The sequence below is a fragment of the Pseudomonas lalkuanensis genome (assembly GCF_008807375.1).
GTDB lineage: Bacteria > Pseudomonadota > Gammaproteobacteria > Pseudomonadales > Pseudomonadaceae > Metapseudomonas > Metapseudomonas lalkuanensis.
Genome location: NZ_CP043311.1, coordinates 2,514,275 through 2,540,249, shown reverse-complemented (window position 1 = coordinate 2,540,249; position 25,975 = coordinate 2,514,275). Strand labels below are relative to the sequence as shown.

Sequence of the window (25,975 nt, the reverse complement as noted above, 5' to 3'; positions counted from 1 at the left end):
CGCCCTGCTTTGAGGGCACAACTGATTTCACCGGACCAGGGAGAGCTCCGTGTTCGAAAGTTTCAGGCAGCGTTTCGCCGCCCTTGCCACCCGCGCCGAGTTCCATTCCCTGCGCGTCGTCCGCCAGACCAGCGAGCAGGCCCTGCTGCGCCGGGGCGTCGCCGAGCCGCCGTCCCTCAGCCAGGACATGGGCGCAATGCTCAGCGTACGCCTGGCCGGCGTGGAGGCCTACGCGGCCACCGCCGACCTCAGCCAGGCTGGCCTGCAGCGGGCGCTGGACCAGGCCGAGACGCTGGCCCGGCAGATCGCCCGCTACGCCCTGATCGACCAGAGCCGGCTGGACCCGCCGCCTTTCAGCGCCCAATACCGTTCGCCGGGGCTGGACCAGCCCTACCCCAGTCTTGCCGAGCGCTTCGAGTTGCTCGCCGAGGAGTCGGCACGCATTCCCGGCGACCCGCGCCTGGTCAACTGGAACCTCTATCTGGACGCCCAGCGCCATGAGCAGCTCTACCTCAACAGCGCCAGCGCCGAGCAATGGCAGGACTTGCGCTTCACGTACCCGGGCATCAGCGTCACCGCCTTCGACGGCAGCGACAGCCAGACCCGCACCTTCGGCGGCTACGGCAGCGGCCAGCAGGGCGGCATGGAAGTCCTGCAGCGCCTGGGCTTTGCCGGGGCCGCGGCCAGGGTGGCGGACGAGGCCCTGCAATTGCTGATGGCGCCCAATGCGCCCAGCGGCACCACCGACCTGCTGCTGATGCCGGACCAGATGATGCTGCAGATCCACGAATCCATTGGCCACCCGCTGGAGCTGGACCGCATCCTCGGCGACGAACGCAACTACGCCGGCACCAGCTTCATCGGCCTGGAGGATTTTGGCCGCTACCAGTACGGATCGAAGCTGCTGAACATCAGCTTTGACCCCGGCGTACCGGAAGAGCTGGCCAGCTACAGCTTTGATGACGACGGCCAGCCGGCGCGCAAGGAAATGCTCATCAGCGACGGCCTGCTTCTGCGGCCCTTGGGTGGCGCACTGTCCCAGCAGCGCAGCGGTCTGCCCGGCGTGGCCAACAGTCGCGCAAGCAGCTGGAACCGCGCGCCCATCGACCGCATGGCCAACCTCAACCTGGAACCGGGCGACCAGAGCCTGGCCCAGCTCATTGGCGGCATCGAGCACGGCGTGCTGATGAGCACCAACCGGTCCTGGTCCATCGACGACTCTCGCAACAAGTTCCAGTTCGGTTGCGAATGGGGCCGGGTCATTGAAAATGGCGAGCTCGGGGCTGTAGTGAAGAACCCCAACTATCGAGGCGTATCCGCCCATTTCTGGCGTAGTCTTGCTGCCGTGGGCGATGCCAGTACCGTCGAGGTGCACGGCACGCCCTACTGCGGCAAGGGCGAGCCCAACCAGGTGGTGCGCGTGGGCCACGCCTCGCCCGCATGCGTCTTCAGACAGGTGGAAGTCTTTGGAGGAGCCCAGTGATGGCCGACGCAGAATCCCGCTTCACCGCCCTGGCCGAGAGCCTGCGCGCCAGCCTGCAGGCAGGCGAGGACTTCAGTCTCTGGTACAGCGCCGAGGAGTCCGAGTTCGTCCGGTTCAACCGCGCCCAGGTGCGCCAGGCAGGCCATGTGATCCAGGCCACCGGCCGCTTGCGCCTGATCCGCAACGACCGCAGCGCGGAAATTGCGATCACCCTCTCCGGCGACCTGGACAGCGACCGCCAGCACCTGGCCGAAGGCCTGGTGCAGCTGCGCCTGGTGATCTGCCAACTGCCGCCGGACCCGTACCTGCAAGTGGAGCGCTCGGCCTGGCACCGCCGTGCGGTGGACGACGCCAACCTCCCCGACTGCACCAGCGTGCTGGCCGAGATCGACAAGGCCGCCAACGGCCTCGACCTGGTGGGCATCTACGCCGCCGGACCGCTTTACCGGGGCTTCGCCAACAGCTTCGGCGCCCTTGGCTGGCATGCCGCCCACTGTTTCAACTTCGACTGGAGCCTGTTCCACGCCAACCACCAGGCGGTGAAGGCCGACTACGCCGGCGCACGCTGGGACGCTGCCGACTTCGCCAGCCGCTTCTCCAATGCCCGCCAGCAACTGGAGCACCTGGGCAAACCGGTGCGCCACCTGCAACCCGGCGACTACCGCGCCTACCTGGCCCCGGCAGCCCTGGACGAAGTGCTGGGCATGCTGTCCTGGACCGGCTTCTCCGCCCGCGCCCTGGCCAACAAGGAAAGCCCCCTGCAGCGCCTGCAGGACGGCAGCGCTTCTTTCAGTCCGCTGCTGAACCTGGACGAACAGGTGGCCGGCGCACTCGCCCCGGCCTTCGGCCCCGAGGGTGCACCGCGCTGCGACGTGGCCCTGGTGCGCGACGGCAAGCTGGCCGGGCAACTGGTCTATCCCCGCAGCGCCCGTGAGTACGGGCTGGAAGCCAACTGCGCGGACGCCAATGAAGCCACCCAGTCGCTGGTGATGGGCCCCGGTACCCTGCCCGTGGACAAGGTTCTGGAACAACTGGACCACGGCCTCTATATCGGCAACCTCTGGTACCTGAACTGGTCCGACCTGCCCGCCGCGCGCATGACCGGCATGACCCGCTTCGCCACCTTCTGGGTGGAAGACGGCCAGATCCAGGCGCCGGTGGACACCATGCGCTTCGACGACAGCCTGTTCAGCCTGCTCGGCGACCAGCTGGAAGCCCTGACCCAGGAACGCCAGCTGCGCCTGTCCAGCAGCACCTATGGCGAACGCCAGACCTGGTCGGCGCTGCTCCCGGGAGCATTGCTGGGAAACCTGAAGCTGACGTTGTAGGTGTCCCTTCCATCTGTGGGAGCGATTTCAATCGCGAATGAATTCGCTCCCACAGGTCAGCCTCGATCCCGCAGCGCGCACAAAAAAGGGAGGCCTCAAGCCTCCCTTCTTCATTTCCGCATCCGTTACAGGACGGCGATGGCAGCCGCGTAGTTCGGCTCGTCGGCGATCTCGCCCACCAGCTCGCTGTGCAGGACCTTGTCGTTCTCGTCCAGCACCACGACGGCACGGGCGGCGACGCCGGTCAGCGGGCCGCTGGCGATGGCTACGCCGTAGTCCTTGAGGAAGTTGGCGCCGCGCATGGTGGACAGGTTCACCACGTTCTCCAGGCCTTCAGCGCCGCAGAAGCGCTTCTGGGCGAACGGCAGGTCGGCGGAGATGCACAGCACCACGGTGTTCGGCAGTTTGCTGGCTTCGACGTTGAATTTGCGCACGGAAGTGGCGCAGGTCGGGGTGTCGATGCTCGGGAAGATGTTCAGTACCTTGCGCTTGCCGCTCAGGCTGGCCAGGGTCACGTCGGCCAGGTCGCCGCCGACCAGGCTGAATGCCGGAGCCTGCTGGCCCTTCTGCGGCAGCTGGCCATCGACGTTGATCGGGTTGCCCTTCAGGGTTACTTGAGCCATTGCAATAGTCCTTGTTTGAGGTGGTGTTGTAGGAAAACGCTGAGTTAACCACGAGCCAGAAAGATTGTCCTGACTTTCGAGTCAGCCAGCGCCGAAAAGTCCTTCTGGATGCTAGCTCATTCGATTCCACGGATGAACGCGGCGATTCGATGCCCCCGATCAACCCTGGCTGGCGATGGCCAGGGCCAGCTGCATGTCGCTCAGCGTCGACTGCGGATGCATGTGCCGGTAGTGACGCAGCGCCTGCTCCAGCTGAGCACCGTGGATGCCCCCGGCGGACGCGACGTAGGCCAGGGCGTCGTCACGGGCGGCCGTGTAGGGCTGCACGGGATGGCTGGTGGATTCGCTGACCGCCGCGGTGCCGAGGCTGGTGGCGACGGTGAAGTGATCGACGGAGTTGCCCTGCCCGTCCATGGCCCGTGCCGGGCCGCAGGCCGCCAGGAGTGTGGCGATCATCAGTGCGCGTAGTCGGTCCATGGCATCGCTTCCGGAGCAGAACATCACCCTTGAGCGGGCGCTTCCCTGCTCCCCAGGGACCCCAGCAGCACCATCAGGGCGCCGACGTTGATCGCGACATCGGCAAAGTTGAAATTGGGAAAGCCCCGCCCCTGCCAATGGAGCAGAACGAAATCGATCACGTGGCCGAAGACGACTCGATCGATCAGGTTGCCGGCGGCGCCGCCAAGTACCAGGGCCAGGCCGAGAACATGGATAAATCGGTCATTGGACTGCCGGATGATCCACACCAGGAGTGCCGCGATGACTACCAGTGCGATGGCGGCGAACAGAATGCGCTGCCAGCCGCCCGCATCACCCAGCATTCCAAAGGCGGCACCGGTGTTGTAGGAGAGCTGGAGATCGAAGAAAGGAAGGACGGCTACCGCGCGCCCGAACTCCAATGAGGCATCTGCCATGTACTTCGTCAGCTGATCGACGACGATCACGATCAGGGAAACCAGCAGAAAACCCGACTTCGACCACACCCTGGAATCCAACTCGACATCTCCCTTCTCGTCCTGCTCCAGCAGGTTTTTTCCATGAACTCAATGTGCCGGCCCGCCGGCAACGGCACAGATCGGCGGGACCGGCACTATACACAAGCACTTCAAGCGCTGCTGCGCCCGTCGCATGCGCATAGCGCTGCCTTCTCGCTGCCCGCCCGTTTCAGCACATCGGTTCCGGCAAAAGGGACAGCCGGCGGCCCACCCTCGAACAGTCCAATCGGGACAGACACGGAATGTCGAAACCAGGGTCCTGATAGACGCGGGTGAACCTGGTGCCCTTCATCGACGGAATCTCCCATCACAGTTGGCCGCGCTGGCCTCATAAGCCCCCCTTGTTGGCCGCCAATACCCTCAGGCGCGGGCAGCGCCTGCCTTAGTGTTCCGTTCTGCCTGTCACAACAAGAACCCGTGTCCGCCTGGCGGGCACGGCACAAGAGAGGAACGCCATGCAGACACCCAGAACGAGGCCGCTGACCAGGCGACCCTGCCGCACAGCTGCCTTGCTGGCCCTGGCCGGACTGCTCGCCGGCTGTGGTGAAGCCCCCGAGTCCGCCACGCCACGCGCCACCACTACTGCGCTGACTCCCGCCAACAAGGAACTGGCGCAGGTCTACGACAACAGCTGCAAGATGTGCCACGCCAACCCGGCCTCCGGCGCACCGCAGACCGGTGATGTCGCTGCCTGGAGCCCACGCGTCGCCCAGGGGGCGGACAGCCTGCTGGATCACAGCATCAACGGCTACAAGGGCATGCCGCCGATGGGCTTGTGCATGCAGTGCTCGGAAGAAGAGTTCCTGGCACTGATTTCCTTCATGTCCGGTAAGCCCGTCCAATAAGCACAAGGTTCCCCATGGCTATACACCTCACCAGACGTCAGCTGCTGCAGCGGGCCGGCGTCGCTGCTGCCTTCACGGCACTGTCCAGCTCCCCGGCAATGGCGCAGCTGGTTCGCGCCCCCCGCCTGATTCCCTGGCGCAACTGGTCCGGCGGGCAGAGCTGCCTGCCGCAGGCGCGAGTGGCACCGAAGAGCCTGGACGAACTGGTCCAGGTCATCCGCCAGGCTGACGGCAAGGTCCGCCCGGTGGGCTCGGCCCATTCCTTCAGTGCCCTGGTGCCCACCGACGGGACCCTGCTCTCGCTCAGCTACTTCAATGGCCTGCTCGGGCACGACGCCAGCACTTTGCAGGCGGAATTCGCCGCCGGCACACCGATGTCACTGATGGGCGCGGCGCTGAAGGAGATCGGCCAGGCACTGCCCAACATGGCCGATATCGACTACCAGACCCTGGCCGGGGCGATTTCCACCTCGACCCATGGCACCGGCGTCGGCTTCGGTTCCTATTCTTCCCTGGTCACGGGCCTGCAACTGGTGACCGCCAGCGGCGAAGTGCTGGATTGCGACGCCCAGCGCAACCCCGAAGTCTTCAACGCCGCGCGAGTGTCCCTCGGCGCGCTGGGCGTGGCGACTCGGGTGCGGCTGCAGAACCGCGCGTCCTATCGCCTGCGCGAGCGGCAGTGGATCGCCGGCACCGAGGAACTGCTGGAGGACGTGGAGAAGAACACCCGCGAGAACCAGCACTGGGAAATGCTGGTGATCACCCACTCCGACTATGCGCTGTCCGTCGCCCTGAACGAGACCAGCGACCCGGCCACTCCACCACGGGACCCCGCACAGGAGGGTGGCAACGAGTTCGTCAGCCTGATCGAAAGCCTCGACAAGTACGGCAGCGACTTCCCGTCCGCGCGCCGGGCGCTGCTCAACAGCCTGCGTCATATCGCCAGCTTCGAGGACCGGGTCGGCGAGTCCCACGAGATCTACGCCAACGTGCGCAACGTGCGTTTCAACGAGATGGAGTACTCGGTCCCTGCCGAGTACGGCCCGGCCTGCCTGCGCGAGATTCTCAAGCTGATCCGCGACAGGGACCTGCGCACCTGGTTTCCAATCGAATACCGCTACGTGAAGGCCGATGACATCCCCCTGAGCATGTTCGAAGGACGCGACAGCTGCTCGATCTCCGTGCACCAGCACTACAGCATGGATCACCACAATTTCTTCGCCGCCATCGAGCCGATCTTCTGGAAGTACGCCGGCCGGCCGCACTGGGGCAAGTTGCACACCCTGAACGCCCGGACCCTGCAACCGCTCTATCCGCGCTGGAGGGAATTCACCGAAGTGCGCCGGGAGCTGGACCCCCACGGCAAGTTCCTCAATGCCCATCTGTCATCGATCCTGGGCGTGGCCTGACAACAAGGAGAACCCATGAATCGCCGCAACTTCATCGTCGGTACGGCCGGTGCGGGCGTGCTGCTCGCCGGGGTTGGCGCCTGGCTGCGGCCAGCCGACAAAGGCGCCCCGTACAGCGAGTACTTCGCCAGGCTGAATCGCGAGCTCAAGGCCCTCGGGCCGATGAGGCCGGTCATGCTGATCGACCTGGACCGCCTGGATCACAACATCGATGTGGTGGTGCAGTCGGTACGCCGCGCCGGCAAGGCACTGCGCCTGGTGGAGAAGTCCCTGCCTTCCCCGCGACTGCTCGACTACATCGCCCGCCGCGCCGGCACCCGCCGGCTGATGTCGTTCCACCAGCCTTTCCTCAATCACGATGCCGAGCGCTTTCCCGACGCCGACCTGCTACTCGGCAAGCCGTTGCCGGTCCGCTCGGCGCTGCTGTTCTACGAGAACCACCGCGGCCCCTTCGACCCGGCCGCCCAGTTGCAGTGGCTGCTCGATACCCCCGAGCGCCTGCAGCAGTATCTGGGGCTGGCCCAGGCCCTGAACAGGCGGCTGCGGATCAACATCGAGCTGGATGTCGGGCTGCACCGTGGCGGGGTGCAGGACCATGCGACCCTGGGGCGGATGCTCACCCTGATCGGTGCCAACCCGCAGCATCTGGAGTTCTCCGGTTTCATGGGCTACGACCCCTTCGTCGGTATGGGCGTGCCCGGCATACTCGGTTCGCCGGATGAGTTGTTCGCCAGGGTCATGGCCCTCTACGACGGCTTCGTCGACTACACCCGCACACGACACGCCGCGCTCTGGCGTCCGGGCCTGACCCTGAACACCGCCGGAAGCCCGAGCTACCGCATGCACGAGCACGAGCGCACCAGCAGCGAGGTTTCGGTGGGCTCGGCGCTGCTCAAGCCGACCCACTACGACCTGCCTTCCCTAGCAGAACACCAGCCCGCGGCCTACATCGCCAGCCCGGTGCTGAAGAGCACCGGGACCGTGAAGATTCCGGCGCTGGACGGCAAGTCGGCACTGTTCTCCTGGTGGGACCCCAACCAGCGCGAAACCTACTTCATTTACGGCGGCAACTGGATGGCCGAGCTCGAGTCCCCCAGCGGCCTGCAGTTCAACGGCCTCTATGGCCGCAGCTCCAACCAGGAGATGGTCAACGGCTCCAGCGCCGTCGGCCTGGGCGTGGACGACCAGGTATTCCTGCGGCCGGCCCAGTCCGAATCGGTGCTGCTGCAGTTCGGCGACCTGCTGGCGGTACGCGATGGCCGGATCGTCGAGACCTGGCCGGTGTACAGCTGACCGCCAGCGCCTTGCAGGGTGGGCTTCCGCCCACCACCCAGGTCCATGGCGGAACACTCCTGCCATTGCCCAATGGCGGGTTTCGCTCCGCTCTACCCACCCTACGAAAAGCCGAAGCCTGGTGATGCCAGGCTTCCGGCGCTCGACCGGAAACCTCAGGTCACCGACCTGAGGCTTTACTCTTTCCGGGGAAGGATCAGAGGGTGAACGGCAGGTTCAGCTTGGCCCAGAACATCTCGCCTTCGGGACGATTTTCCACCGCGAATTCCTTGGCACAGCGCATCTCGAAACTGGCGTACTTGAGGAAGGTCAGATGCACGGCCGGTCCGATGGCGAACACCTGGCCGCGCACACCGTCGTCGACATCCTCGCCCATGAAGGTCACGGCCCTGCCGAACTGCTCGTCGTCGGTGGTCTGCTTCAGGTAGTAGCCGTTCAGCCCCAACCGGAGGTTGTCGGTCACCCTGTAGCTGGTGGAATAGTCGAAGTGGAACAGTTGGCCCGAGCGGTAGTCGGTGTCGTGGTTTTCCTCGTTGAAGCTGTAGGTAGCCTTGACCGACAGCTCGGTGAGCTCGGTGGGCAGCCAGGTCGCGGAAAACAGTGGCTTGCAGGTGTAGAAGTTATTGCTGGTATTGGCCGGGCGCGCCGCATCGTAGTCGCCGGTGGGCACGGTGATCTCCAGCGCGGCCCCCAGGGTCAGGTCCCTGCCCATGTCCCAGAGGATGATCGGTGCGACCGTGGTGTCGCCCTGGCTCTCGCGACGGCTATCCAGGCCGAACAGCGAGACCTGCTGGCGCATGTAGGGTTGCGCGACGTAGCCACCCACACGGCCGCCGAAGATCCTCAGCGGGCTCAGGTAATCCAGGCGCGGGATGATCGCGTCGGACCTGATCTTCACGTCCGGCACCTTGCCACCGAGGGAACTGATGTCCAGCTTCTTCGCCTCGTAATGGTTGTAGTAGAGGTTGAAGGCGAACATGTGGTCCGGCAGGTTGTTCACGTCCAGCGGCAGGGTGAAGAAGCCATCGGTCCCGGGACCAATGTTGTCGACGCCGTTTTCGGTGGCGTGGGCCGGTAGCACGAGGAATGACGCAATGGTGACGGCGGCTGCCAGCGACGGCGGCCGGGGAACACGAATCGGGTTCATGGCTGGGCTCATTCTTATTGTTGGCGAACAACACCCGGGCATGGCCCGGGCCCCGCATAGAAATAAGCCTTCCAGGCCAGACGATGCAGGGCATTGCCGGACAATCAGGGGGACTTTCGGGGACAGCCCGCAATCTTTTGTTACACCCAACCATGGTCCACCCCGAACGCGATATGATGCTGCCGCCGCCGCGCCCAGGCCGCGCGCCGCAATCCAGAACAAGAACCCAAGGCGTTCCGGATCGGGAACAGCTCCATGCCCATGAAAACCATCGACTCCCAATTTGAACTGGCCCTGGTTTCGCCCTTCCTGCTGCAAACCCTGGCAGAAGTCGCGAGCGATAAAGGCGTCAGCAGCGAGCGCCTGTGCCGGGGCCTGGGTTTCACCCCGGACGACCTGCAGGACCCTGCCCAACGCATCTCCTATCGGCAGGCGGCGACAATGATCCAGCGCACGCTCGCGGCACTGCCCGACCGTGGTCTGGGCCTCTGGGTCGGAAACCGTAACGTGGTTGGAACCCTCGGCCTGCTCGGCCATGTGCTGTCACTGTGCAGGACCCTGCGCGACGCCCTGGAGATCGGCGTGCGCTTCCAGCACACATCCGGCGGCATGGCCGTGTCCAGCCTGCAGGAGGGCGTCGAAGAGAGTTTCCTGGAGGTGGAATGCCGGCTGCCTTACGCCGATGTCCAGGTGTTCGCGGTGGAGGAGTTCTTCGCCAGCGTCATGGTCTACAACCGCGCGCTGATCTCCGCCGACTTCCAGCCCCTGCGTTTCGAGTTCACCCACGCCGCGCCGAGCTATGAAGCCGAGTACCGACGCCTGCTGGGGCCGAACGTGCATTTCGGCTGCCTGCACAATCGCATGGTGATCGCCAGCCATTGGCTGGACACGCAACTGCCCACCCACCAGCCGGTCGCCCTGCGCCAGGCGCTCCACCTGCTGGAACTGGAAAGCGCACAGGTGCAGCAGAAAATAGACCTGCTGCAGACGGTGGAACGCGCCATCGCTCGCGACCTGCCCCATGGCAGCCAGATCGAGAAGGTCGCGAGCGACCTCAACATGAGCAGCCGCACCCTGCGCCGCCGTCTGGCCGAGCACGCCGTGACCTTCGACGCCCTGCTGGAGCAGGTACGCCGGGCGCGCGCCATGAGCCTGCTGAACAACCCGGAAATGCCTATCGAACGAATTGCCGAAGAACTCGGCTACAGCGACGTGCGCGGCTTCCGCCGGGCCTTCAAGCGCTGGACCGGGCTAAGCCCCTCGGCCTGCCGCGACGAAGTTGTGGCCTCGCCCAACTGACCCGGCGACTTCGCTCAATCGGTCTCAGGAAGCTGCCGGTGCGCACGGCGCACCCTACCGGCTCGACTTCATCCTGCTAGCCCAACCATTCGAATCGTCACAGGCAGGGCCGGTGAAGCGTGGTCCACCCTACGCCATACAGGCGATTTCAATCGCGAATGAATTCGCGCCCACAAGGCATGCGCGCTTAGAAGTCCCGCTTGTAGAACAGGTCCAGGGAGCTGGCCAGGCCGCTCGCGGCTTCGAGGTAGAGGCGTTTGGTCAGTTCGTAGCGCAGCGCGACGACGCTGGTGGAGTCGACCACACCGAGGCCATAGCGAATGCTCAGGCGCTCGGTAATCTGGCCCGTCGCTCCGTCATCGTCGAGCTGCAGGTCCTTGAGGCCGAGTCGCTGGGCCAGTTCGCTGGTCAGCGGCGCGCTGCCGGACAGGCCCATGGCCAGCGCCGCGCGGCCCACGGCATTGCCGTCGCCTTCGCTGCTGTTCAGCGGGCGGCCGAGGATCAGGTAGGACAGCGCCTGTTCCTGGCTCATGGCCGGGTTGGAGAAGACTTCGGTGCTCGGCTCGTCGGCGCGGCCGTTCAGGCGCAGGCCGGCGGTGACGTCACCCACATTGCGCACGGCCTCCACATCCAGGTACGGCTGGTCCAGCGGGCCGGCGAACAGCAGGCGTGCGCGGCGCAGGTCGAGGCGCTGGCCATAGGCGCGGTAGCGGCCATTCTTCAGCACCAGTTCGCCGTTGCCGGTGAGGTTGTCGCCGACCTTGAGATGGCCCAGGAGGTCGGCGGTCAGGCCGAAGCCGGAAAACTGCAGACGGTCCTGGCCGACTTCCACGTCCACATTCATGGCCATTTGCAGGGGCTGCTGTTCCTCGTCCTGCTCACCCACCACGCGAGCGTCCGGGGAGACCTTGACCGCCTGGGGCGGCAGCTCGCGGACCTTGATCTTGCCGCGCGGCACCTGCACCTTGCCGGTCACCGCCAGACGCTCGCCGGCAAGACCGATGCGCAGGTCCGGCTCCACTTCCAGGTTGGCGTAGGGCTCCACCACCAGCGGCAGGCGCGATCCACGCAGTTCCAGGTCGACATCGATCCCCTTGGCCCAGGCCAGGTTGCCGGACAGGCTGCCCTGCCCCTGTTCGCCGCTGCGCCATTGACCAGTCAGCTCCAGGCTCTCGCCGGCAATGCGCGCGTCCAGGCCCAGCGCATCGAAGCTCATCGGCAAGTCGCCGCCACCAATGCGGCCATCGGCCAGGCGCAGGTTGCCCAGCACGTAAGGGGCCTGCAGGGTACCGCTCAGGCTGCCGGCGCCCTGCAGGCGGCCTTCCAGGGTTTCCACCCTGGGCACGAAGGGACGCAGTACGGCGAGGTCCAGTCCATCCAGACGGAACTGCCCGGACAGCGGCTTGTTCGCCGGGCGCGGATCGATTCGCGCGTCCAGTTGCAGCTCGCCCAGACCCTGTCCCTGGAAGCTCAGCTGGCTGTCGATGCGTTGCGGGCGCAGGGTGCTGTCCAGCGACAGGCGCTGGTAGGGAAAGTCGAGCCAGCGGTCTTCTTCCTTCAGGCGCAGTACGCCCCTGCCGGCGTCCACGGTGATGCGGCCATTGGGGCCGCTGGCCGGCAGGTCGAGCTTGAGGTCGGCATTCAGTTCGCCCTGCCAGGCGAAATCTTCCGGCAGCCAGCGTGCCAGGCTGGCCAGGGGGAAGTCGCGCAGGCGGTAGTCCAGTTTCGGCTCGGGCATCAGGCGCTGTTCGCCACCGCACAGGCTCGCCTGCCCGGCACGCCAGCAATGGGCGCCGAAGTTGAGCTTGCCATCGGCCAGCCGCTCCAGCCGCGCCGGCGCTTCCAGGCGCCAGTCCTGGCCGCCTGCCTGGATTTCGCCGCGCGCCAGCCGCCCGCGCCAGTTTCCGGCGTCCAGCTTGCCGTCCAGCGCCAGCAACAGGTCGAGCATCGGCCCCTTGAGATTGAGTTCCAGCTGCTGGCGCACGCGGTCACCGGAACCTTCGGCGGTCAGCGTGCCGAACTCGTTGTCACCGGCTGCCAGGCCGTCCACCTGCACTTGCACACGGCCGCGCTGGGCGGCATCGAGTTGTGCAACCAGCTTCAGGCGGTCGAGGCGGTTGTCGCCCTGCCCCATGCGCTCGCCGGTCAGCGCCAGCTTGCCTTGCGGTGCCTGCAGGGTACCGGCGAGGTCGAGGCGCCCCTGGGCCTTGCCGAACAGCTTCGGCCAGAGCTGGCCCAGGCGGTTCAGGGCCAGGTCGAGATGACCGCTGAGCTTGTGGTCCAGTTGCCCCCGCCCTTCGATCCGGTTGTCCCCCAGGCGCACGTGCAGGGCATTGAGCAGCCAGCGCTCGCCTGCACCCTCGGCCCTGGCCTGGAGCAACGCGGGCTGGCCACGCAGCTGGCCCTTGAGGTCAAGGTCGGCGTTCAACTCCAGCCGCTGGTCCCGCCAGGCGCCCCGGGATTGCAGCTTGCCGGCGAGGGCTCCCGGCAGTTCGGCGAGCCAGAAGGAAGGGTCCAGGTCACGCAGGGCAAGTTGGCTGTCCCAGCCGACACCATTGGCGAAATCGATCTTCACCTGGCCTTCGGCCTTGCCCTGCCCCGCCTTCAGTTGCAGGTCGGCCAGGGTGACGCTGGCCAGGTCGCCCGCCACCGGGCTGCCGAGGCTGAAATCACCGGCCGGGCCCTCGAGCCTGGCGTCGAAGCGGCCTTCGTAGCGTGACTCGGCGTAGCGCACTTCGGCATCCAGTTGCCGCATGTCCACCGGCGGTGGCTGCTCCTGGGGGAACAGCCGTTGCCAGGGGAAGTCGCGCCACTGCAGGCGGCTGTCGATGGCGAGCGCCTGCTGCCAGTCGACGCGGCCCTGCACCGCCAGGGTCTGCTGCGGATCGCCGGTGAGCAGGAGCTGCTGGATATCCGCACCGCGGGCATCGACGCGGCCCGCCAGGTCCAGCGTTACCACGCCACCGTCCCCCGGTAGGCCGGCCTTGCCCTGGACCGTGTAACCCTCCTTGAGGTCGCCCTTGGCGCTCAGTTCCACCTGATTGAGGGTCAGCGTTTCCGGCAGGTCGGCGCTGGCCTTGAAGCCGTCGGCCCGCAGCGTGGCGCTGGCCGGCAGGTTTTCCGCCAGGGGGTGCAACTCGCCATTCAGACGGCCGTCGAGATAGCCGCTGCTGTCGGCCTGGAGCTTGAGCGTGCCTTGCAGGTCACCGTCGGCTTTCAGCGCCAGCTTCCAGGGCATCTCGCCGGGCGCCGGCAGTTGCAGGCTGCCTTCCACCGTCAGCGGCCAGTCGCCGTCAGGACGCAGGGTGCCGTGCAGCTCCAACGCCAGTTCATCGCGACGCAGGCTGAGGCGCTCCAGTTGCAGGCCGTCTGCCTGCCAGTGGGCCACCAGGTCCAGTTGTTGCAGCTGGTCGTCGCCATCGAGCACGAAGCGCCCGACGCGCACCTGTCCGATCTCCAGCGCCAGGGGCAAGCACAACTCAGGCAGGCTGATGGGGCCGGAATCTTCGTCGGGAGCGGTTGCGGGCAGGTCCAGCTGGATGCTGTCGCTGGCCAGTTCGTCGATGCAAAGGGTGCGACGCAGCAGGCAACCGGGTGACCACGCCAGCAGCGGCGCCTCCACCTTCAGGGCGGTGCCGTCCTGCTGCCAGCTCAGGCGCGTGGCGCTCCAGCGTCCACCCAATGTGCCGTCGAACCCCTCCACCGCCAGCCCCGGCACCTGGTCCAGCAACCAACGGCCACCGGTTTCCGTGAACAGCAGGACCGCCGGAATCGCCACCACGCCCGCCAGAACGGCGGCCAGCCCCGCGAGGCCGACTTTCAGCGCGCGCCTCACAGTTCCGGCCCCATGGAGAAGTGGATGCGGTAGCCGCCCGGATCATCCAGGGCCTTGGCCAGGTCGAGGCGGATCGGCCCCACCGGCGAAACCCAGCGCACGCCCAGGCCGGCGCCGCTCTTCATCGCGGCATTGAGGGAATCCATGGCATTGCCACGGTCGACGAAGGCCGCCAGGCGCCACTTCTCGGTGATCGGGAACTGGTATTCCGCGCTGCCCACCAGCAGGTAGCGGCCGCCCACCTTCTTGCCGTTGCTGTCTTCCGGCGAGAGGGTCTGGTAGTCGTAGCCGCGCACGCTCTGGTCGCCACCGGCGAAGAAGCGCAGGGACGGCGGAATGGCGTCGAAGTCGGTGGTGGCGATGCCGCCGGCCTGGACCCGGCCCAGCACACGATGGCCGCCGGGCAAGGTGTAGAGCCCCTTGGCCATGGCGCTGGCGTAGGTGAAGTCGGTGTCGGAGAGGATCCCCTCCTTGGCGCCACGCACGTCGAACTGCAGCGAATAGCCGCGATTGGGGTCGAGCTTGTTGTCGCTGCGGGTCACGCCGTAGCTGATGCCGGGAATGAGGAAGCTGCTGCGGCCATCGTCGCTGCCATCGCCGAAGTCGAAGGTTTCCTGCTCCCAGCGCAGGGACACCACCCGCTGCCAGTCGCTGGGCAGCTTGGACTGCCATTGCCCCCCGATGGTGAAGCGACGGCTTTCCACGTCCACCAAATTCTCCCGTTGCAGGCCGGTGGAGAAGCGCAGCGTGTCGGTCAGCGGCGGGTCCAGGGGAATTTCGTACCAGGTGCCGACGTTCTGCCGCACTGGGGAAACCTCGGTTTCCGCGCCCAGGCGATGACCCTGGGGGTTGATCCAGTGGCGGGTCCAGTTGGCGCGGGCACGCGGGCCCACGTCGGTGGAGAAGCCGACACCCAGGCCGACGGTACGCGGCTTCACCGCCGCCAGCTTGACCTTGACCGGTATCACCCGGCCGCCGCCCTTGACCGGGCTGGCGTCCACCCGCACTTCATCGAAGTAGCCACTGGCCTGCAGGTTCTGGCTGAGCTTGGCGACCTGGTCGGAGTCGTACGGTGTATTGGCCGGGAACGGCACCAGCCGCGCCAGCAAATCCGGGTCGAAGGGGGTGTCGCCGTCGAAACTCACGGCCCCCAGGCTATAGCGCGGGCCACTGTCGTAGACCAGCTCGATATCGGCGAAGCCCGCGCGCGGGTCGATGTCCAGGCGCTGGCGCGTGAAGCGGCCATCGAAGAAGCCGTAGCGCAGGGCCTGGTTCTGGATCAGTTTCTTGGCGTCCTCGTAGGCGCCCTGGTCGAGCTGGGCGCCCTGGATCAGCGCCTTGCTTTGCGGCACGCGGAAGCCCTTGTGGGCACTGGCTTCGCCTTCGATCCGCACCACGACATTGCGCAGACGCACCGGCTCGCCGGGAACCACCAGCAGGTGCAGGGAGGGGTCCTTGCCGCCGTCGATGCGGCTGTCGATCTCGGCCTGATAGTAGCCAAGTGCCTTCGCGGCCTGGCGCGCCTGGTCCTCGGCGGAGCGCCGGAAACGTCGCAGAGCTTCTTCATTGCGATCGCCAAGGGCGCCGATGTAGGCCTCGATATTGGCCTTCAGCGCCGCATTGGCAGGTTCGATCTTCACATCCAGCGTGGCCTTGGCCAGCGCCAGACTACTCGTGCAAAGCAGGCCCAGCAGCAGTGGCCCACGCAATCCTTGGCGGTATTTCATGCGCGGCATGCTAGCACGGCAGTCCGGCGATTCCGTGAGAAAGCTCTGTCAGAGGTTGGCACGCATCAGGGGTCGAGGATTGGGGTGGAAGAACACATGCTCGACCACCGGCCCCAGCGCCACCTCCCCCACTTCCTCGTAACCCTGGCGCTTGTAGAACTCCAGGTAGCGGACGTTGCCGGTATCCAGCACCACCCCCTGGGAGCCATCGTCCTCGGCGCACCAGTTGTGCAGGGCCTCCAGCAGTTTCTCGCCGAGGTGACGCCCCTGGAACTCCGGGTGGATGCCCAGCAGCGGTAGCACGTGATATGGCCCCGGCGGCAGGCAGGCGAGCACCGCGTCGTGGTAGTCGAGGTAACGCCGCGTGCAGCGGAAACCGGTGGTGAGCAGCATGCGCAGGCGCCAACCCCAGCTTTCGGTGATGTCCAGACGGCGCTGCGGCGGCGCTATCAGGGCGACACCCACCAGGCGCTCTTCGATCAGCAGGCCAATGGCCGGCAGGTCCTCCAGGAAATGCTGCTGCACCAGTTCGCGCACCGTTGCGCGCACCCGCTGCTCGTAGCCGGGTCTTTCGGCATCGAACAGATAGGCGAAAGTGGGTTCGTGACGATAGGCGTGATACAGCAGCGACCGTGCTTCGCGAGCGTAACCGCCGTCCAGCATGCGCACCTCGACCGGCGCGGTAGGGATGTAACCGGGCATTCACGGCACCTCATTTGTTATGGGTTCTATCGGGCCTCAAGGGAAATTAGCACCAGTTCTCCAGACCAGCCACGCGGCTGGCCGGCCAGTCATCCATGGGCTAGCATCGCCTTTTTGCCAGGATGTCTCGCGATGAAGATCGTTTCTTTCAATATCAACGGCCTGCGGGCACGTCCCCACCAGCTCGAAGCGCTGATCGCCAAGCACCAGCCGGACGTCATCGGCCTGCAGGAAACCAAGGTCTCCGACGAGCAGTTCCCCGAAGACGAAATCCGCCAGCTCGGCTACCACGTGCACTACCACGGGCAGAAAGGCCACTACGGAGTCGCCCTGCTCTCCCGCCAGGAACCCCTGGCGCTGTCCAAGGGCTTCCCCGGTGACGCCGAAGACGCCCAGCGCCGCTTCATCTATGGCACCTTCGCCGACGCCCAGGGCAACCCGGTGACCGTGATGAACGGCTACTTCCCCCAGGGCGAAAGCCGCGATCACCCCATCAAGTTCCCGGCCAAGGAACGCTTCTACGCCGACCTGCAGGTCCTCCTGGAGCAGCAGTTCCAGCCCAGCCAGCCACTGGTGGTGATGGGCGACATCAACATCTCGCCGGAAGACTGCGACATCGGCATCGGCGAAGAGAACCGCAAGCGCTGGCTGAAGACCGGCAAATGCAGCTTCCTGCCAGAAGAGCGCGAATGGCTGGCGCGCCTGAAGAGCTGGGGCCTGGTGGACAGCTTCCGCCAGCTCAATCCGGAAGTGAACGACCGCTTCAGCTGGTTCGACTACCGCAGCCGTGGCTTCGAGGACGAGCCCAAGCGTGGCCTGCGCATCGACGTGATCCTTGCCAGCCAGCCGCTGCAGGCGCGCCTCAAGGATGCCGGTATCGACTACGAACTGCGCGGCATGGAAAAGCCGTCGGACCATGCGCCGATCTGGCTGGAGCTCGCCTGACGCCCCACACGGCGCTGTTTCCGCCCCACGAAAAAGGCCCATCGATGATGGGCCTTTCTTCATTCAGTGCCTGTCTCAGGCTTCCTTCACCTGCTGGGTCGTACCGACCCGCATGATGGTTTCGATGGCGTGCTGCAGGGCGATCTCGGAATCGTACAGATGGCTGCGCACGATCACGTCCTGGTTGGCGGCACGCAGCTTGAAGTAGTTCTTGCCGCCTGAATCGATGCGCCGCACGAAGCGTTCCTCACGCACGCAGTTCTCGCGCAACAGGGCCATGGCGTCTTCCGCGGTGGCCCTGTCCTGGTACACGCCACTGTCCAGCAGGGTCCGCGCATCGGCCGCTTTCAATCGCAGGCGCCAGGTGCCGCTGCTGTTCTTGCGCAGCTCATACCAACCACTCATGTCACAAAACTCCTTCAGGTTTCGGGGAATGCGCTGCAAGACACCGTTGGGAGCGCTTGCAGAGGCCGGCCACCCTACAGGCGAAGGTGATGAGCCGGGGCTCAGTTCCATGAAGGCACCTGGCCCTTCGCTGAAGGGAATTTTCCTAGGCCCGTGGAAAACCGCAGAACAGAGCAGTCCTGTCATATCTCCGTCACCCGACTGACTTAATCTCGCGACTCCCTCCAAACCCAGAACAAGGTGTCTGCCCATGCCGCGCGCCATGACCGCCAGCGACAAGGATCTGTGGGGTCGCACCCTCAGCATGTTGCTGCTCGGTTTCATCTGCTACGCATTCCCCTGGTCGGTGTTCGCCGCCCAGCCCGAAACCGTCCTGCGAATCCAGGGCTCCAACACCATGGGCGCCAGGCTTGGGCCAGCCCTGGTCAAGGGGATGCTGGAAGAAGAAGGGATGCGCGCCGTCCACCAGACACCGGGTGATCGCGAGAACGAGGTGCACATCCTCGCCCACGATGCCAATGGCAACGAGGTCCGCGTGGAACTCGCGGCCCACGGTTCGTCCACCGGCTTCGCCGCGCTCAAGGACGGCAGCGCCGACCTGGCTGCCGCCTCCCGCCCGATCAAGGACGCGGAATCCCGGGACCTGTCCTCCTTCGGCGACCTGCGCGGCCATCAGGCCGAACAGGTGATCGCCATCGACGGCCTGGCCATCATCCTGAACCCGGACAACCCGCTGCGTGCCCTGACTACCGCGCAACTGGCCGCGGTCTTCGCGGGTGAGGTGAAGACCTGGGAAGAGCTCGGCGGCAAAGGCGGCGCCATTCATATCTACGCCCGGGATGACCAGTCCGGCACCTACGACACCTTCAAGGAACTGGTGCTGGCCCGCCAGGGCAGGACCCTGGCCGGCACCGCCCAGCGCTTCGAGTCCAACGACAAGCTCTCCGCCGCCGTCAGCGGCGACCCGCAGGGCATCGGCTTCGTCGGCCTGGCGTCGGTCAACCAGGCCCGCGCCCTGGCCATCGCCGACGGCGACTCGCAGACCATGCCGCCCAGCGCCGAGCTGATCGCCACCGAGGACTACCCGCTGTCGCGCCGGCTGTTCTTCTACATCAGGCCGGGCGAGCAGAACCGCTGGGCCAAGGCCCTGGTGCACTTCGCCCAGAGCCCGCGCGGCCAGGCGATCGTCGACCAGACCGGCTTCGTTGCCCAGCAGGTGCAGGCGATCAAGGTGCAGGTTCAGCAGGACATGCCGGAGAGCTATCGCGAACTGGCCACCAATGCCCAGCGCCTGTCGGTGAACTTCCGCTTCCAGGAAGGCAATGCCAACCTCGACAACAAGGCCCTGCGCGACGTGCAGCGGGTACTGGACTACCTGAAGCAGGCCGACAAGCTGCAACGGAAGGTGGTGCTGGTGGGCTTCGGCGATCCGAAGGCGGACCCGCAGCGTGCCGAACTCCTGTCCAAGCTCCGCGCCATGGCCGTACGCCGCGAACTGGCCAAGGGCGGCGTCACCCTGAAGGACGTGACCGGTCTGGGTGATGAACTGCCGGTGGCAGCCAACACGGCCGAAGAGGGACGGATTCGTAACCGTCGGGTGGAAGTCTGGGTGTATTGAGAACGTAGGAGCGAGCTCTGCTCGCGAACAGTTCGAGCAAGGCCCTTCGCGAGCAAGCTTGCTCCTACAGGAAATCAGGGGCCCCTTTCCCGGTCGGGACAGGGGCCTCGCCGCATCAGAAATCGAAGCGGGTGGTCAGGGTGAAGCTGCGCGGATCGCCATAGAAGCCACCGTTGTAGAAGCCCAGGTTGCTGAAGTACTTCTCGTCGGTGAGGTTGTTGCCGTTCAGGGTGACGGAAACCTGCTCGGTCACCTGGTACTTGGCCATTGTATCCAGCACCCAGTAGCTGCCCTGGGTGTAGCGCTGCGGGTTCACGTCCGTCCAGATCTTGCTCTGCCAGCTGGCCGAACCGCCGATGCTCAGCTTGTTGAACCGGCCCGGCAGGCGGTAGTGGGTGGAGAGACGGAACATGTCTTCCGGCTCGGTGGTGGAGATCTTGTCGTCGTCGCCATCACGGGTGATGCGGTGGGTGTAGCCGCCCTGCACCTGCCAGTCCGGCATCAGTTCACCGGCGACTTCAAGCTCGAAGCCTTTGGTCTTGGCGCCCTGCACCGCCCGGAACACGCTCCGGTTGGTGACCGGATCGATGACACCGGTATCCACCGCCAGGTTGTCCTGCTTGACCTCGAACAGCGCCAGGCTGGCGTTCAGGCGGCAATCGAAGAACTCCCCCTTCAGGCCCATCTCGTAGGCGTCGCCCTCTTCCGGCTCGATGGCCTTGCCGCTGGCGTCCGTTTCGCTTTCGTGGGGCTTGAAGATGCTGGTGTAGCTGGCATAGACCGACCAGGTATCGTCGAGGTCGTAAACCACGCCGGCATAGGGCACCACCACACCGTTTTCCTGGAGGTCCTGCAGCTTGCCGCTCTGGCCGCTCACCAGGTTGGTCCCGGTGCTGTCCATCTCCCAGTTGGAAACACGGCTGCCCAGGATGACCGACAGGCCTTCGGTGGGTTTGAAGCGTCCGGCCAGGTAGGCCGCGGATTCCTTCAGCTCGTCATCCTGCCTGGATATCGGGTCGCCCCAGGCGGGCTCGGGGAAGTCGCCGGTCCAGCCGTTGATGTCGGACACGCTGTCGAAGAAGAACGGCCAGTTGCTGGACGTGGACTCGATGTCACGGTGCGACAGGCCGACCACCAGCTCATGCTCCCGGCCCAGCAACTGGAAAGGTCCGTTGGCGTAGAGATCGTAGGCGTTCTGGCTGGTCTCGTAGCGATACTTGCCACGCCAGATGGACATGCCGCTGCCATCCGCCGGATTCGGGTTGCCGCTGGCCGCCGAGCCCAGGGTGATGGGCGCATCGGTCTCGGTGCGGGTGATCGACGCCTTCACCGTCCAGTCGTATGCCAGGCGCTGTTCCAGGGTCACGAAGGCGTTGTCGTTGGTGTTGTCCCACTGGCTCCACTTGGTGCCGGGGTTGAACGAGCGGGAGAAGCGGAACTGCTTGCCATCGCTGTCGAACAGCGGCGTCGAGGGCCCCCAGGAGGAACCCTCCGGACGGTTGGTCTGGCGGCTCACGCCTGCGCTCAGCAGGGTGTCCTCGGTGATGTCGGTTTCGAGGATGCCGTAGAACACCTGCTTCTTCTCGGACAGGTGGTCCATGAAGGACTGACTGTCCTCGTAGGCGGAGACGAGACGGCCACGCACGTCGCCTTCGGGGGTCAGCGCGCCGCCGATGTCGAATTCGCTGCGGTAGGTATCCCAGCTGCCCGCGCTGGCCGAGACGTAGCCGGAGAACTCGCGGGTCGGGCGTTTGCGCACCAGGTTGACGGTGGCCGACGGGCTGCCGAAACCGCTGAGCAGGCCCGTGGAGCCCTTCAGCACTTCCACGCGGTCGTAGATGACCATGTCGGTCTGGTCGATGCCGTTGCCGAAGCGAAAGGCCGCCGGCATGCCATCGACCTGGAAGTTATCGATCTCGAAGCCGCGGGACTTGAAGCTGGCGCGGCTGCTGTCGAGCTTGTTGACGGTGATGCCGGGGGTCTTGGACAGCACTTCGCCGATATTGGTCAGGCCCTGGTCATCCATCTGCTGGCGGGTGATGACGCTGACCGATTGCGGGGTCTCGCGGGGCGAAAGCGCCAGCTTGGTAGCAGTGCGCGTCGAGCCGGTGGTGTAGGAGCCCGTGCCTTCGGTGGTCTCCCCCAGGCGGTTGTCGGTAATGGCTGTAGCCCCGATTTCCAGCGTACCTTTGCCGCTCTGCTGCTCTTCGGCCAGCACCATTCCGGTCTGCATTGCCAGGGTCATCCCCAGGATCGCCATGGATAACGGATGGCGCGTGAGCCGCGCGGCAACGGCATCCCCAGCCGTCCCTGCCGCGTTGAACGCATTCTGCTGTTGCACTCTCAAACCCCTTGGATGGTCTGTCTGCTTGTTGGCCGGCTAACCAATGGACTTGTTCTTCTGTGCGGCGCTCTTGGCTGGCGCCTGGGGACCACGCAGACGGGATCGCATCCGGCGGCGGGTGCGAAATCTAACATCTAATGCTACTTATTTGCACCTGTGTATTTAACGCATTCCTACACGTGCAGCGGGAGATTTCCCACAACGGGCAAAGAATTGTTACAGCAGGTCCGTTCCTCCTTTCCCTGACCAACGGTTAGGCTTCCTTCTGTGACGCCGGGCCCCTCTGACGGCTTGCCAGCCGCCATGTCGGAGTCACGTTTTATCAACGACAGAAGGAGGGGCTCATGGCAGCTCTACATGCATTTCTCACCGCCGACTTCCTCGGCACCGCCACCTGGTTGTGGCTTGCCTTCCTCACAATCGTCCTCGCCCTGCTGATCTTCGACCTCGGCGTGCTGCACCGTGACCAGCACGAAATCGAGATGCGTGAAAGCCTGCTGCTCTACGGCGGCTACTTCAGCGTCGGCGTGCTGTTCGGCGTCTGGGTGTGGTTCGAGCTGGGTGCGCAGAGCGCCCTGGAGTTCTACACCGGCTTCCTGGTCGAGCAGTCGTTGTCCATGGACAACGTCTTCGTCATGGCCATGATCTTCGGCTTCTTCGCCATCCCCCGCCGCTACCAGCACCGCGTGCTGTTCTGGGGCATCCTCGGCGTGGTGGTGCTGCGCGCCATCATGATCGGCCTGGGCAGCGCCCTGGTGAAGGAATTCGACTGGATCCTCTATGTGTTCGGCGCCTTCCTGCTGTTCACCGGTGTGAAGATGCTCTTCTCGAAACAGGAAGCTCACCCGGACCTGGCCAACAACCCGGTGCTGAAGTTCGTCCGCCGCCACATCCGCGTGACCGACGACCTGCACGGCTCGCACTTCTTCGTGCGCCTGAAGCAGGCCGGCGAGAGCAAGGCCCTGCTCTACGCCACCCCGCTGTTCCTGGCTCTGGTACTGATCGAGCTGGCTGACCTGGTGTTCGCGGTGGACAGCGTTCCGGCGATCTTCGCCATCACCCAGGACCCGTTCATCGTCTACACCTCGAACATCTTCGCCATCCTCGGCCTGCGTGCCCTGTACTTCGCCCTGGCGGCGCTGATGCACCGCTTCGTCTACCTGAAGTACGCCCTGGCCCTGGTGCTGATCTTCATCGGCGGCAAGATTTTCCTGCATGGCTTCATCGGCAAGATTCCCCCGCTGCTGTCCCTTGGCGTAACCTTCGGTCTACTTGCCGGTGGTGTGCTGCTGTCGCTGCTGAAGACCCGCGACCGTCCGGCCCAACGTACGGGAGACCTGGAGAAACATGGATGAAGTCCTTATCGAGCCTTTCGAGAAGAGCGGCCGGACCTACTGGCGGGTACGCCTGGGGCATCGCACCCTGACCTTTCAGGAAGAGCTGGCCGCCCGCGCCTTCGCCGCCCAGCTGCACCTGCGGATGGGCTGGTGGAAGGCCAGGAACCCGGTGCCCGAGAAGGACTAGGCGGCCATTGCGCAGGTGGGAGCGAATTCACTCGCGATTGAAATCGCTCCCACAGCAAGGCGAAACAAAAAAGGCCCGCAATGCGGGCCTTTTTCATGGGTGGCGATCACTGACCGCTGCGCAGCATCTCCTTCGGAACGTATTTGCCGATCTCGTACTTGCCGATGGCTGCGCGGTGCACTTCGTCCGGGCCGTCGGCCAGGCGCAGGGTGCGCTGCATGGCGTACATGTAGGCCAGCGGGAAGTCGTTGGAAACGCCAGCGCCGCCGTGGATCTGGATGGCACGGTCGATCACCCGCAGGGCGACGTTGGGTGCCACGACCTTGATCTGGGCGATTTCGCTCTTGGCCACCTTGTTGCCGACGGTGTCCATCATGTAGGCCGCCTTCAGGGTCAGCAGGCGTGCCATGTCGATCTCCATGCGCGAGTCGGCGATCTTGTCGACGTTACCACCCAGACGAGCCAGCGGACGACCAAAGGCGGTACGGCTGACGGCGCGCTTGCACATCAGTTCCAGGGCGCGCTCGGCCATGCCGATGGAGCGCATGCAGTGGTGGATACGGCCCGGGCCGAGGCGACCCTGGGCGATCTCGAAGCCACGGCCCTCGCCGAGCAGCACGTTCTCGTAGGGCACACGCACGTTCTCGAACACCACTTCGGCGTGGCCGTGGGGGGCGTCGTCATAGCCGAATACCGGCAGCGGACGCAGGATCTTCACGCCGGGTGCGTCGGTGGGCACCAGGATCATCGAGTGCTGCTGGTGGCGCGGCGCGTCCGGGTTGGACAGGCCCATGAAGATCATCACCTTGCAGCGCGGGTCGCAGGCGCCGGAGGTCCACCACTTGCGGCCGTTGATGACCCACTCGTCACCCTGGCGCACGGCGCGGGCTTCCATGTTGGTGGCATCGGAAGACGCCACGCCCGGCTCGGTCATGGCGAAGGCCGAGCGGATCTCGCCGCGCAGCAGCGGTTCCAGCCACTGGCGCTTCTGCTCTTCGTTGCCATAGCGCACCAGTACTTCCATGTTGCCGGTGTCCGGCGCGGAGCAGTTGAACGGCTCCGGACCCAGCAGGGAACGGCCCATGATCTCGGCCAGCGGCGCGTATTCCATGTTGGTCAGGCCGGCGCCCAGCTCGGATTCCGGCAGGAACAGGTTCCACAGCCCTTCCGCCTTCGCCTTGGCCTTCAGCTCTTCCATGATCGCGGTGGGCTGCCAGCGGTCGCCCTCGGCAACCTGCTGCTCGAATACCGGCTCGGCCGGGTAGACATAGGCGTCCATGAATGCGGTGACACGTTCACGCAGTTCCTGGACCTTCGGGGAATAGGCGAAATCCATGCGGGGCTACCTTTTTGCGGGGCTGTTAGTGAGGTCTGGTAAGGATGCTAGAACAGGGCGTAAGATTTCCCTAGTCTATTTTCGGCATCTATGAACATTCATCACCGATATATGATCCGCTGATAAAAACAACTTTCAGGAGCACGTCCGGCATGAATCTGAACAAGGTAGACCTCAACCTCTTCATCGTCTTCGACGCCATCTATACCGAGGCCAACCTGACCCGCGCCGGCCAGATCGTCGGCATTACCCAGCCTGCCGTCTCCAACGCCCTCGCCCGCCTGCGCGAGACCTTCAACGATCCGCTGTTCGTGCGTACCGCCCAGGGCATGGTGCCCACGCCCATGGCGCAGAACATCATCGGGCCGGTGCGCAACGCCCTGCAGCTGCTGCGGGTTTCGGTACAGGAAAGCCGCACCTTCAATCCGGCGCAGGCGAACAAGACCTACCGCATCAGCATGACCGACCTCACCGAAACGGTGATCCTGCCGCCGCTGTTCCAGCGCCTGCGCCGCCTGGCGCCGACCGTGCAGATCGAGAGTTTCCTGGCCAAGCGCCGCGAAACCACCAAGGAGCTGGCCGCCGGCCGCCTGGACTTCGCCGTGGATGCCCCGCTCAACACCGACCCGCAGGTGCGCCACGTCAAGCTGTTGGAAGACCGCTACGTCTGCGCCATGCGTCGTGGACACCCATTGGCCAAGGACAAGATCACCCTGGACGAATACCTGTCGCTGTCCCACATCCACATCTCCAGCCGCCGCAGCGGCCTGGGCTATGTGGACCTGTCGCTGGGCAAGATGGGCATCCAGCGCAAGGTGACCCTGCGCTCGCAGCACTATCTGATGGCATCCACCGTATTGCACGGCACCGACCTCGCCATCACCGTTCCAGAACGCTTCGCCCGCCGCCAGGACCTGCATTACGTGGACCTGCCGGTGCACGACGTTCCTGCCCTGGAAACCCACCTTTACTGGCACGAAAGCACCGACCAGGACCCGGCCAACCGCTGGATGCGCGAGCAGATCATCGAGATCTGCCAGCAAGTGATGGCGCAGGAGCAGAAGGAGCGGGCGTGATTTCTACGGAATGATCGCCATCCCGATGTTGTGGGAACGAT

The 25,975-nt window shown here is 65.2% G+C and carries 21 protein-coding genes; 11 read left to right on the top strand and 10 right to left on the bottom strand.

Annotated elements, in window-relative coordinates:
* The first annotated feature begins 49 nt into the window (after nt 1-49).
* Both FXN65_RS11940 and FXN65_RS11935 read left to right on the top strand, forming a co-directional pair.
* Nucleotides 50-1,483, top strand: coding sequence for a TldD/PmbA family protein (locus tag FXN65_RS11940; RefSeq protein ID WP_151133406.1), 1,434 nt, complete (start codon nt 50-52; stop codon nt 1,481-1,483).
* Nucleotides 1,483-2,811, top strand: a complete 1,329-nt coding sequence (locus FXN65_RS11935) for a TldD/PmbA family protein (protein ID WP_151133405.1) — start codon at nt 1,483-1,485, stop codon at nt 2,809-2,811. The genes FXN65_RS11940 and FXN65_RS11935 overlap by 1 nt, the downstream gene beginning before the upstream one ends.
* Nucleotides 2,812-2,936: 125 nt before the next feature.
* Here FXN65_RS11935 and tpx read toward each other — a convergent pair whose 3' ends face one another.
* The 3 genes from tpx to lspA all read right to left on the bottom strand — a co-directional run bounded on the left by tpx (nt 2,937) and on the right by lspA (nt 4,417).
* Nucleotides 2,937-3,434: a thiol peroxidase gene (gene tpx / locus FXN65_RS11930; protein ID WP_151133404.1), complete on the bottom strand. Its 498-nt coding sequence runs from the start codon at nt 3,432-3,434 to the stop codon at nt 2,937-2,939.
* Nucleotides 3,435-3,593: 159 nt separating this feature from the next.
* The gene (locus tag FXN65_RS11925; protein ID WP_151133403.1) at nt 3,594-3,911 is read right to left on the bottom strand and encodes a DUF2388 domain-containing protein; all 318 of its coding nucleotides are present in this window, start codon (nt 3,909-3,911) and stop codon (nt 3,594-3,596) included.
* A 23-nt stretch (nt 3,912-3,934) separates the two neighbouring features.
* On the bottom strand, nt 3,935-4,417 hold the full coding sequence (lspA, locus tag FXN65_RS11920; protein ID WP_244620725.1) for a signal peptidase II: 483 nt from the start codon (nt 4,415-4,417) through the stop codon (nt 3,935-3,937).
* 467 nt (nt 4,418-4,884) lie between these two features.
* Here lspA and FXN65_RS11915 point away from each other — a divergent pair, with 467 nt between their 5' ends.
* From FXN65_RS11915 to FXN65_RS11905, 3 genes are read left to right on the top strand one after another with little or no spacing between them, the layout of a single operon-like run.
* Entirely contained in the window at nt 4,885-5,274 is a 390-nt protein-coding gene (locus tag FXN65_RS11915) for a c-type cytochrome (RefSeq protein ID WP_151133401.1), read from the top strand.
* Between the two features lie 14 nt (nt 5,275-5,288).
* Nucleotides 5,289-6,683: a D-arabinono-1,4-lactone oxidase gene (locus FXN65_RS11910; protein ID WP_151133400.1), complete on the top strand. Its 1,395-nt coding sequence runs from the start codon at nt 5,289-5,291 to the stop codon at nt 6,681-6,683.
* Nucleotides 6,684-6,698: 15 nt separating this feature from the next.
* A complete protein-coding gene (locus tag FXN65_RS11905) occupies nt 6,699-7,976 on the top strand; it encodes a DSD1 family PLP-dependent enzyme (RefSeq protein WP_151133399.1) in 1,278 nt (425 codons plus the stop codon).
* Nucleotides 7,977-8,172: 196 nt separating this feature from the next.
* Here the strand turns inward: FXN65_RS11905 and FXN65_RS11900 are convergent, their stop codons facing one another.
* Nucleotides 8,173-9,123 carry a SphA family protein gene (locus tag FXN65_RS11900; RefSeq protein WP_151133398.1) on the bottom strand — a complete coding sequence of 317 codons (951 nt, stop codon included), beginning with the start codon at nt 9,121-9,123 and terminating at the stop codon, nt 8,173-8,175.
* 255 nt (nt 9,124-9,378) lie between these two features.
* Between FXN65_RS11900 and FXN65_RS11895 the strand changes: the two genes are divergently transcribed.
* Nucleotides 9,379-10,422, top strand: a complete 1,044-nt coding sequence (locus FXN65_RS11895; protein ID WP_151133397.1) for an AraC family transcriptional regulator — start codon at nt 9,379-9,381, stop codon at nt 10,420-10,422.
* 187 nt (nt 10,423-10,609) lie between these two features.
* Here the strand turns inward: FXN65_RS11895 and FXN65_RS11890 are convergent, their stop codons facing one another.
* From FXN65_RS11890 to FXN65_RS11880, 3 genes are read right to left on the bottom strand one after another with little or no spacing between them, the layout of a single operon-like run.
* Nucleotides 10,610-14,257 carry a translocation/assembly module TamB domain-containing protein gene (locus tag FXN65_RS11890; RefSeq protein WP_151133396.1) on the bottom strand — a complete coding sequence of 1,216 codons (3,648 nt, stop codon included), beginning with the start codon at nt 14,255-14,257 and terminating at the stop codon, nt 10,610-10,612.
* Nucleotides 14,254-15,984: an autotransporter assembly complex protein TamA gene (locus FXN65_RS11885; protein ID WP_178119313.1), complete on the bottom strand. Its 1,731-nt coding sequence runs from the start codon at nt 15,982-15,984 to the stop codon at nt 14,254-14,256. The genes FXN65_RS11890 and FXN65_RS11885 overlap by 4 nt, the downstream gene beginning before the upstream one ends.
* A gap of 48 nt (nt 15,985-16,032) precedes the next feature.
* Nucleotides 16,033-16,686 carry a GNAT family N-acetyltransferase gene (locus tag FXN65_RS11880; protein ID WP_151133394.1) on the bottom strand — a complete coding sequence of 218 codons (654 nt, stop codon included), beginning with the start codon at nt 16,684-16,686 and terminating at the stop codon, nt 16,033-16,035.
* Nucleotides 16,687-16,818: 132 nt separating this feature from the next.
* Here FXN65_RS11880 and xthA point away from each other — a divergent pair, with 132 nt between their 5' ends.
* Nucleotides 16,819-17,631, top strand: coding sequence for an exodeoxyribonuclease III (xthA, locus tag FXN65_RS11875; RefSeq protein ID WP_151133393.1), 813 nt, complete (start codon nt 16,819-16,821; stop codon nt 17,629-17,631).
* A 75-nt stretch (nt 17,632-17,706) separates the two neighbouring features.
* On the opposite strand, the gene FXN65_RS11870 is transcribed toward xthA, so the two are convergent.
* A complete protein-coding gene (locus FXN65_RS11870) occupies nt 17,707-18,036 on the bottom strand; it encodes a YegP family protein (RefSeq protein ID WP_151133392.1) in 330 nt (109 codons plus the stop codon).
* 250 nt (nt 18,037-18,286) lie between these two features.
* On the opposite strand from FXN65_RS11870, the gene FXN65_RS11865 reads away from it, so the two are divergent.
* Nucleotides 18,287-19,654, top strand: a complete 1,368-nt coding sequence (locus FXN65_RS11865) for a substrate-binding domain-containing protein (RefSeq protein WP_151133391.1) — start codon at nt 18,287-18,289, stop codon at nt 19,652-19,654.
* A 115-nt stretch (nt 19,655-19,769) separates the two neighbouring features.
* Here FXN65_RS11865 and FXN65_RS11860 read toward each other — a convergent pair whose 3' ends face one another.
* Nucleotides 19,770-21,995 carry a TonB-dependent siderophore receptor gene (locus FXN65_RS11860; RefSeq protein WP_244620724.1) on the bottom strand — a complete coding sequence of 742 codons (2,226 nt, stop codon included), beginning with the start codon at nt 21,993-21,995 and terminating at the stop codon, nt 19,770-19,772.
* Nucleotides 21,996-22,342: 347 nt separating this feature from the next.
* On the opposite strand from FXN65_RS11860, the gene FXN65_RS11855 reads away from it, so the two are divergent.
* Together FXN65_RS11855 and FXN65_RS27875 are read left to right on the top strand one after the other, a co-directional pair.
* Nucleotides 22,343-23,353: a TerC family protein gene (locus FXN65_RS11855; protein ID WP_151133390.1), complete on the top strand. Its 1,011-nt coding sequence runs from the start codon at nt 22,343-22,345 to the stop codon at nt 23,351-23,353.
* The gene (locus FXN65_RS27875; protein WP_178119312.1) at nt 23,346-23,522 is read left to right on the top strand and encodes a hypothetical protein; all 177 of its coding nucleotides are present in this window, start codon (nt 23,346-23,348) and stop codon (nt 23,520-23,522) included. Before FXN65_RS11855 ends, FXN65_RS27875 begins: the two co-directional genes overlap by 8 nt.
* A gap of 106 nt (nt 23,523-23,628) precedes the next feature.
* Here the strand turns inward: FXN65_RS27875 and FXN65_RS11850 are convergent, their stop codons facing one another.
* Nucleotides 23,629-24,858, bottom strand: a complete 1,230-nt coding sequence (locus FXN65_RS11850; RefSeq protein ID WP_151133389.1) for an acyl-CoA dehydrogenase — start codon at nt 24,856-24,858, stop codon at nt 23,629-23,631.
* A 152-nt stretch (nt 24,859-25,010) separates the two neighbouring features.
* Here FXN65_RS11850 and FXN65_RS11845 point away from each other — a divergent pair, with 152 nt between their 5' ends.
* The gene (locus FXN65_RS11845) at nt 25,011-25,934 is read left to right on the top strand and encodes a LysR family transcriptional regulator (protein WP_151133388.1); all 924 of its coding nucleotides are present in this window, start codon (nt 25,011-25,013) and stop codon (nt 25,932-25,934) included.
* Nucleotides 25,935-25,975 lie beyond the last annotated feature (41 nt).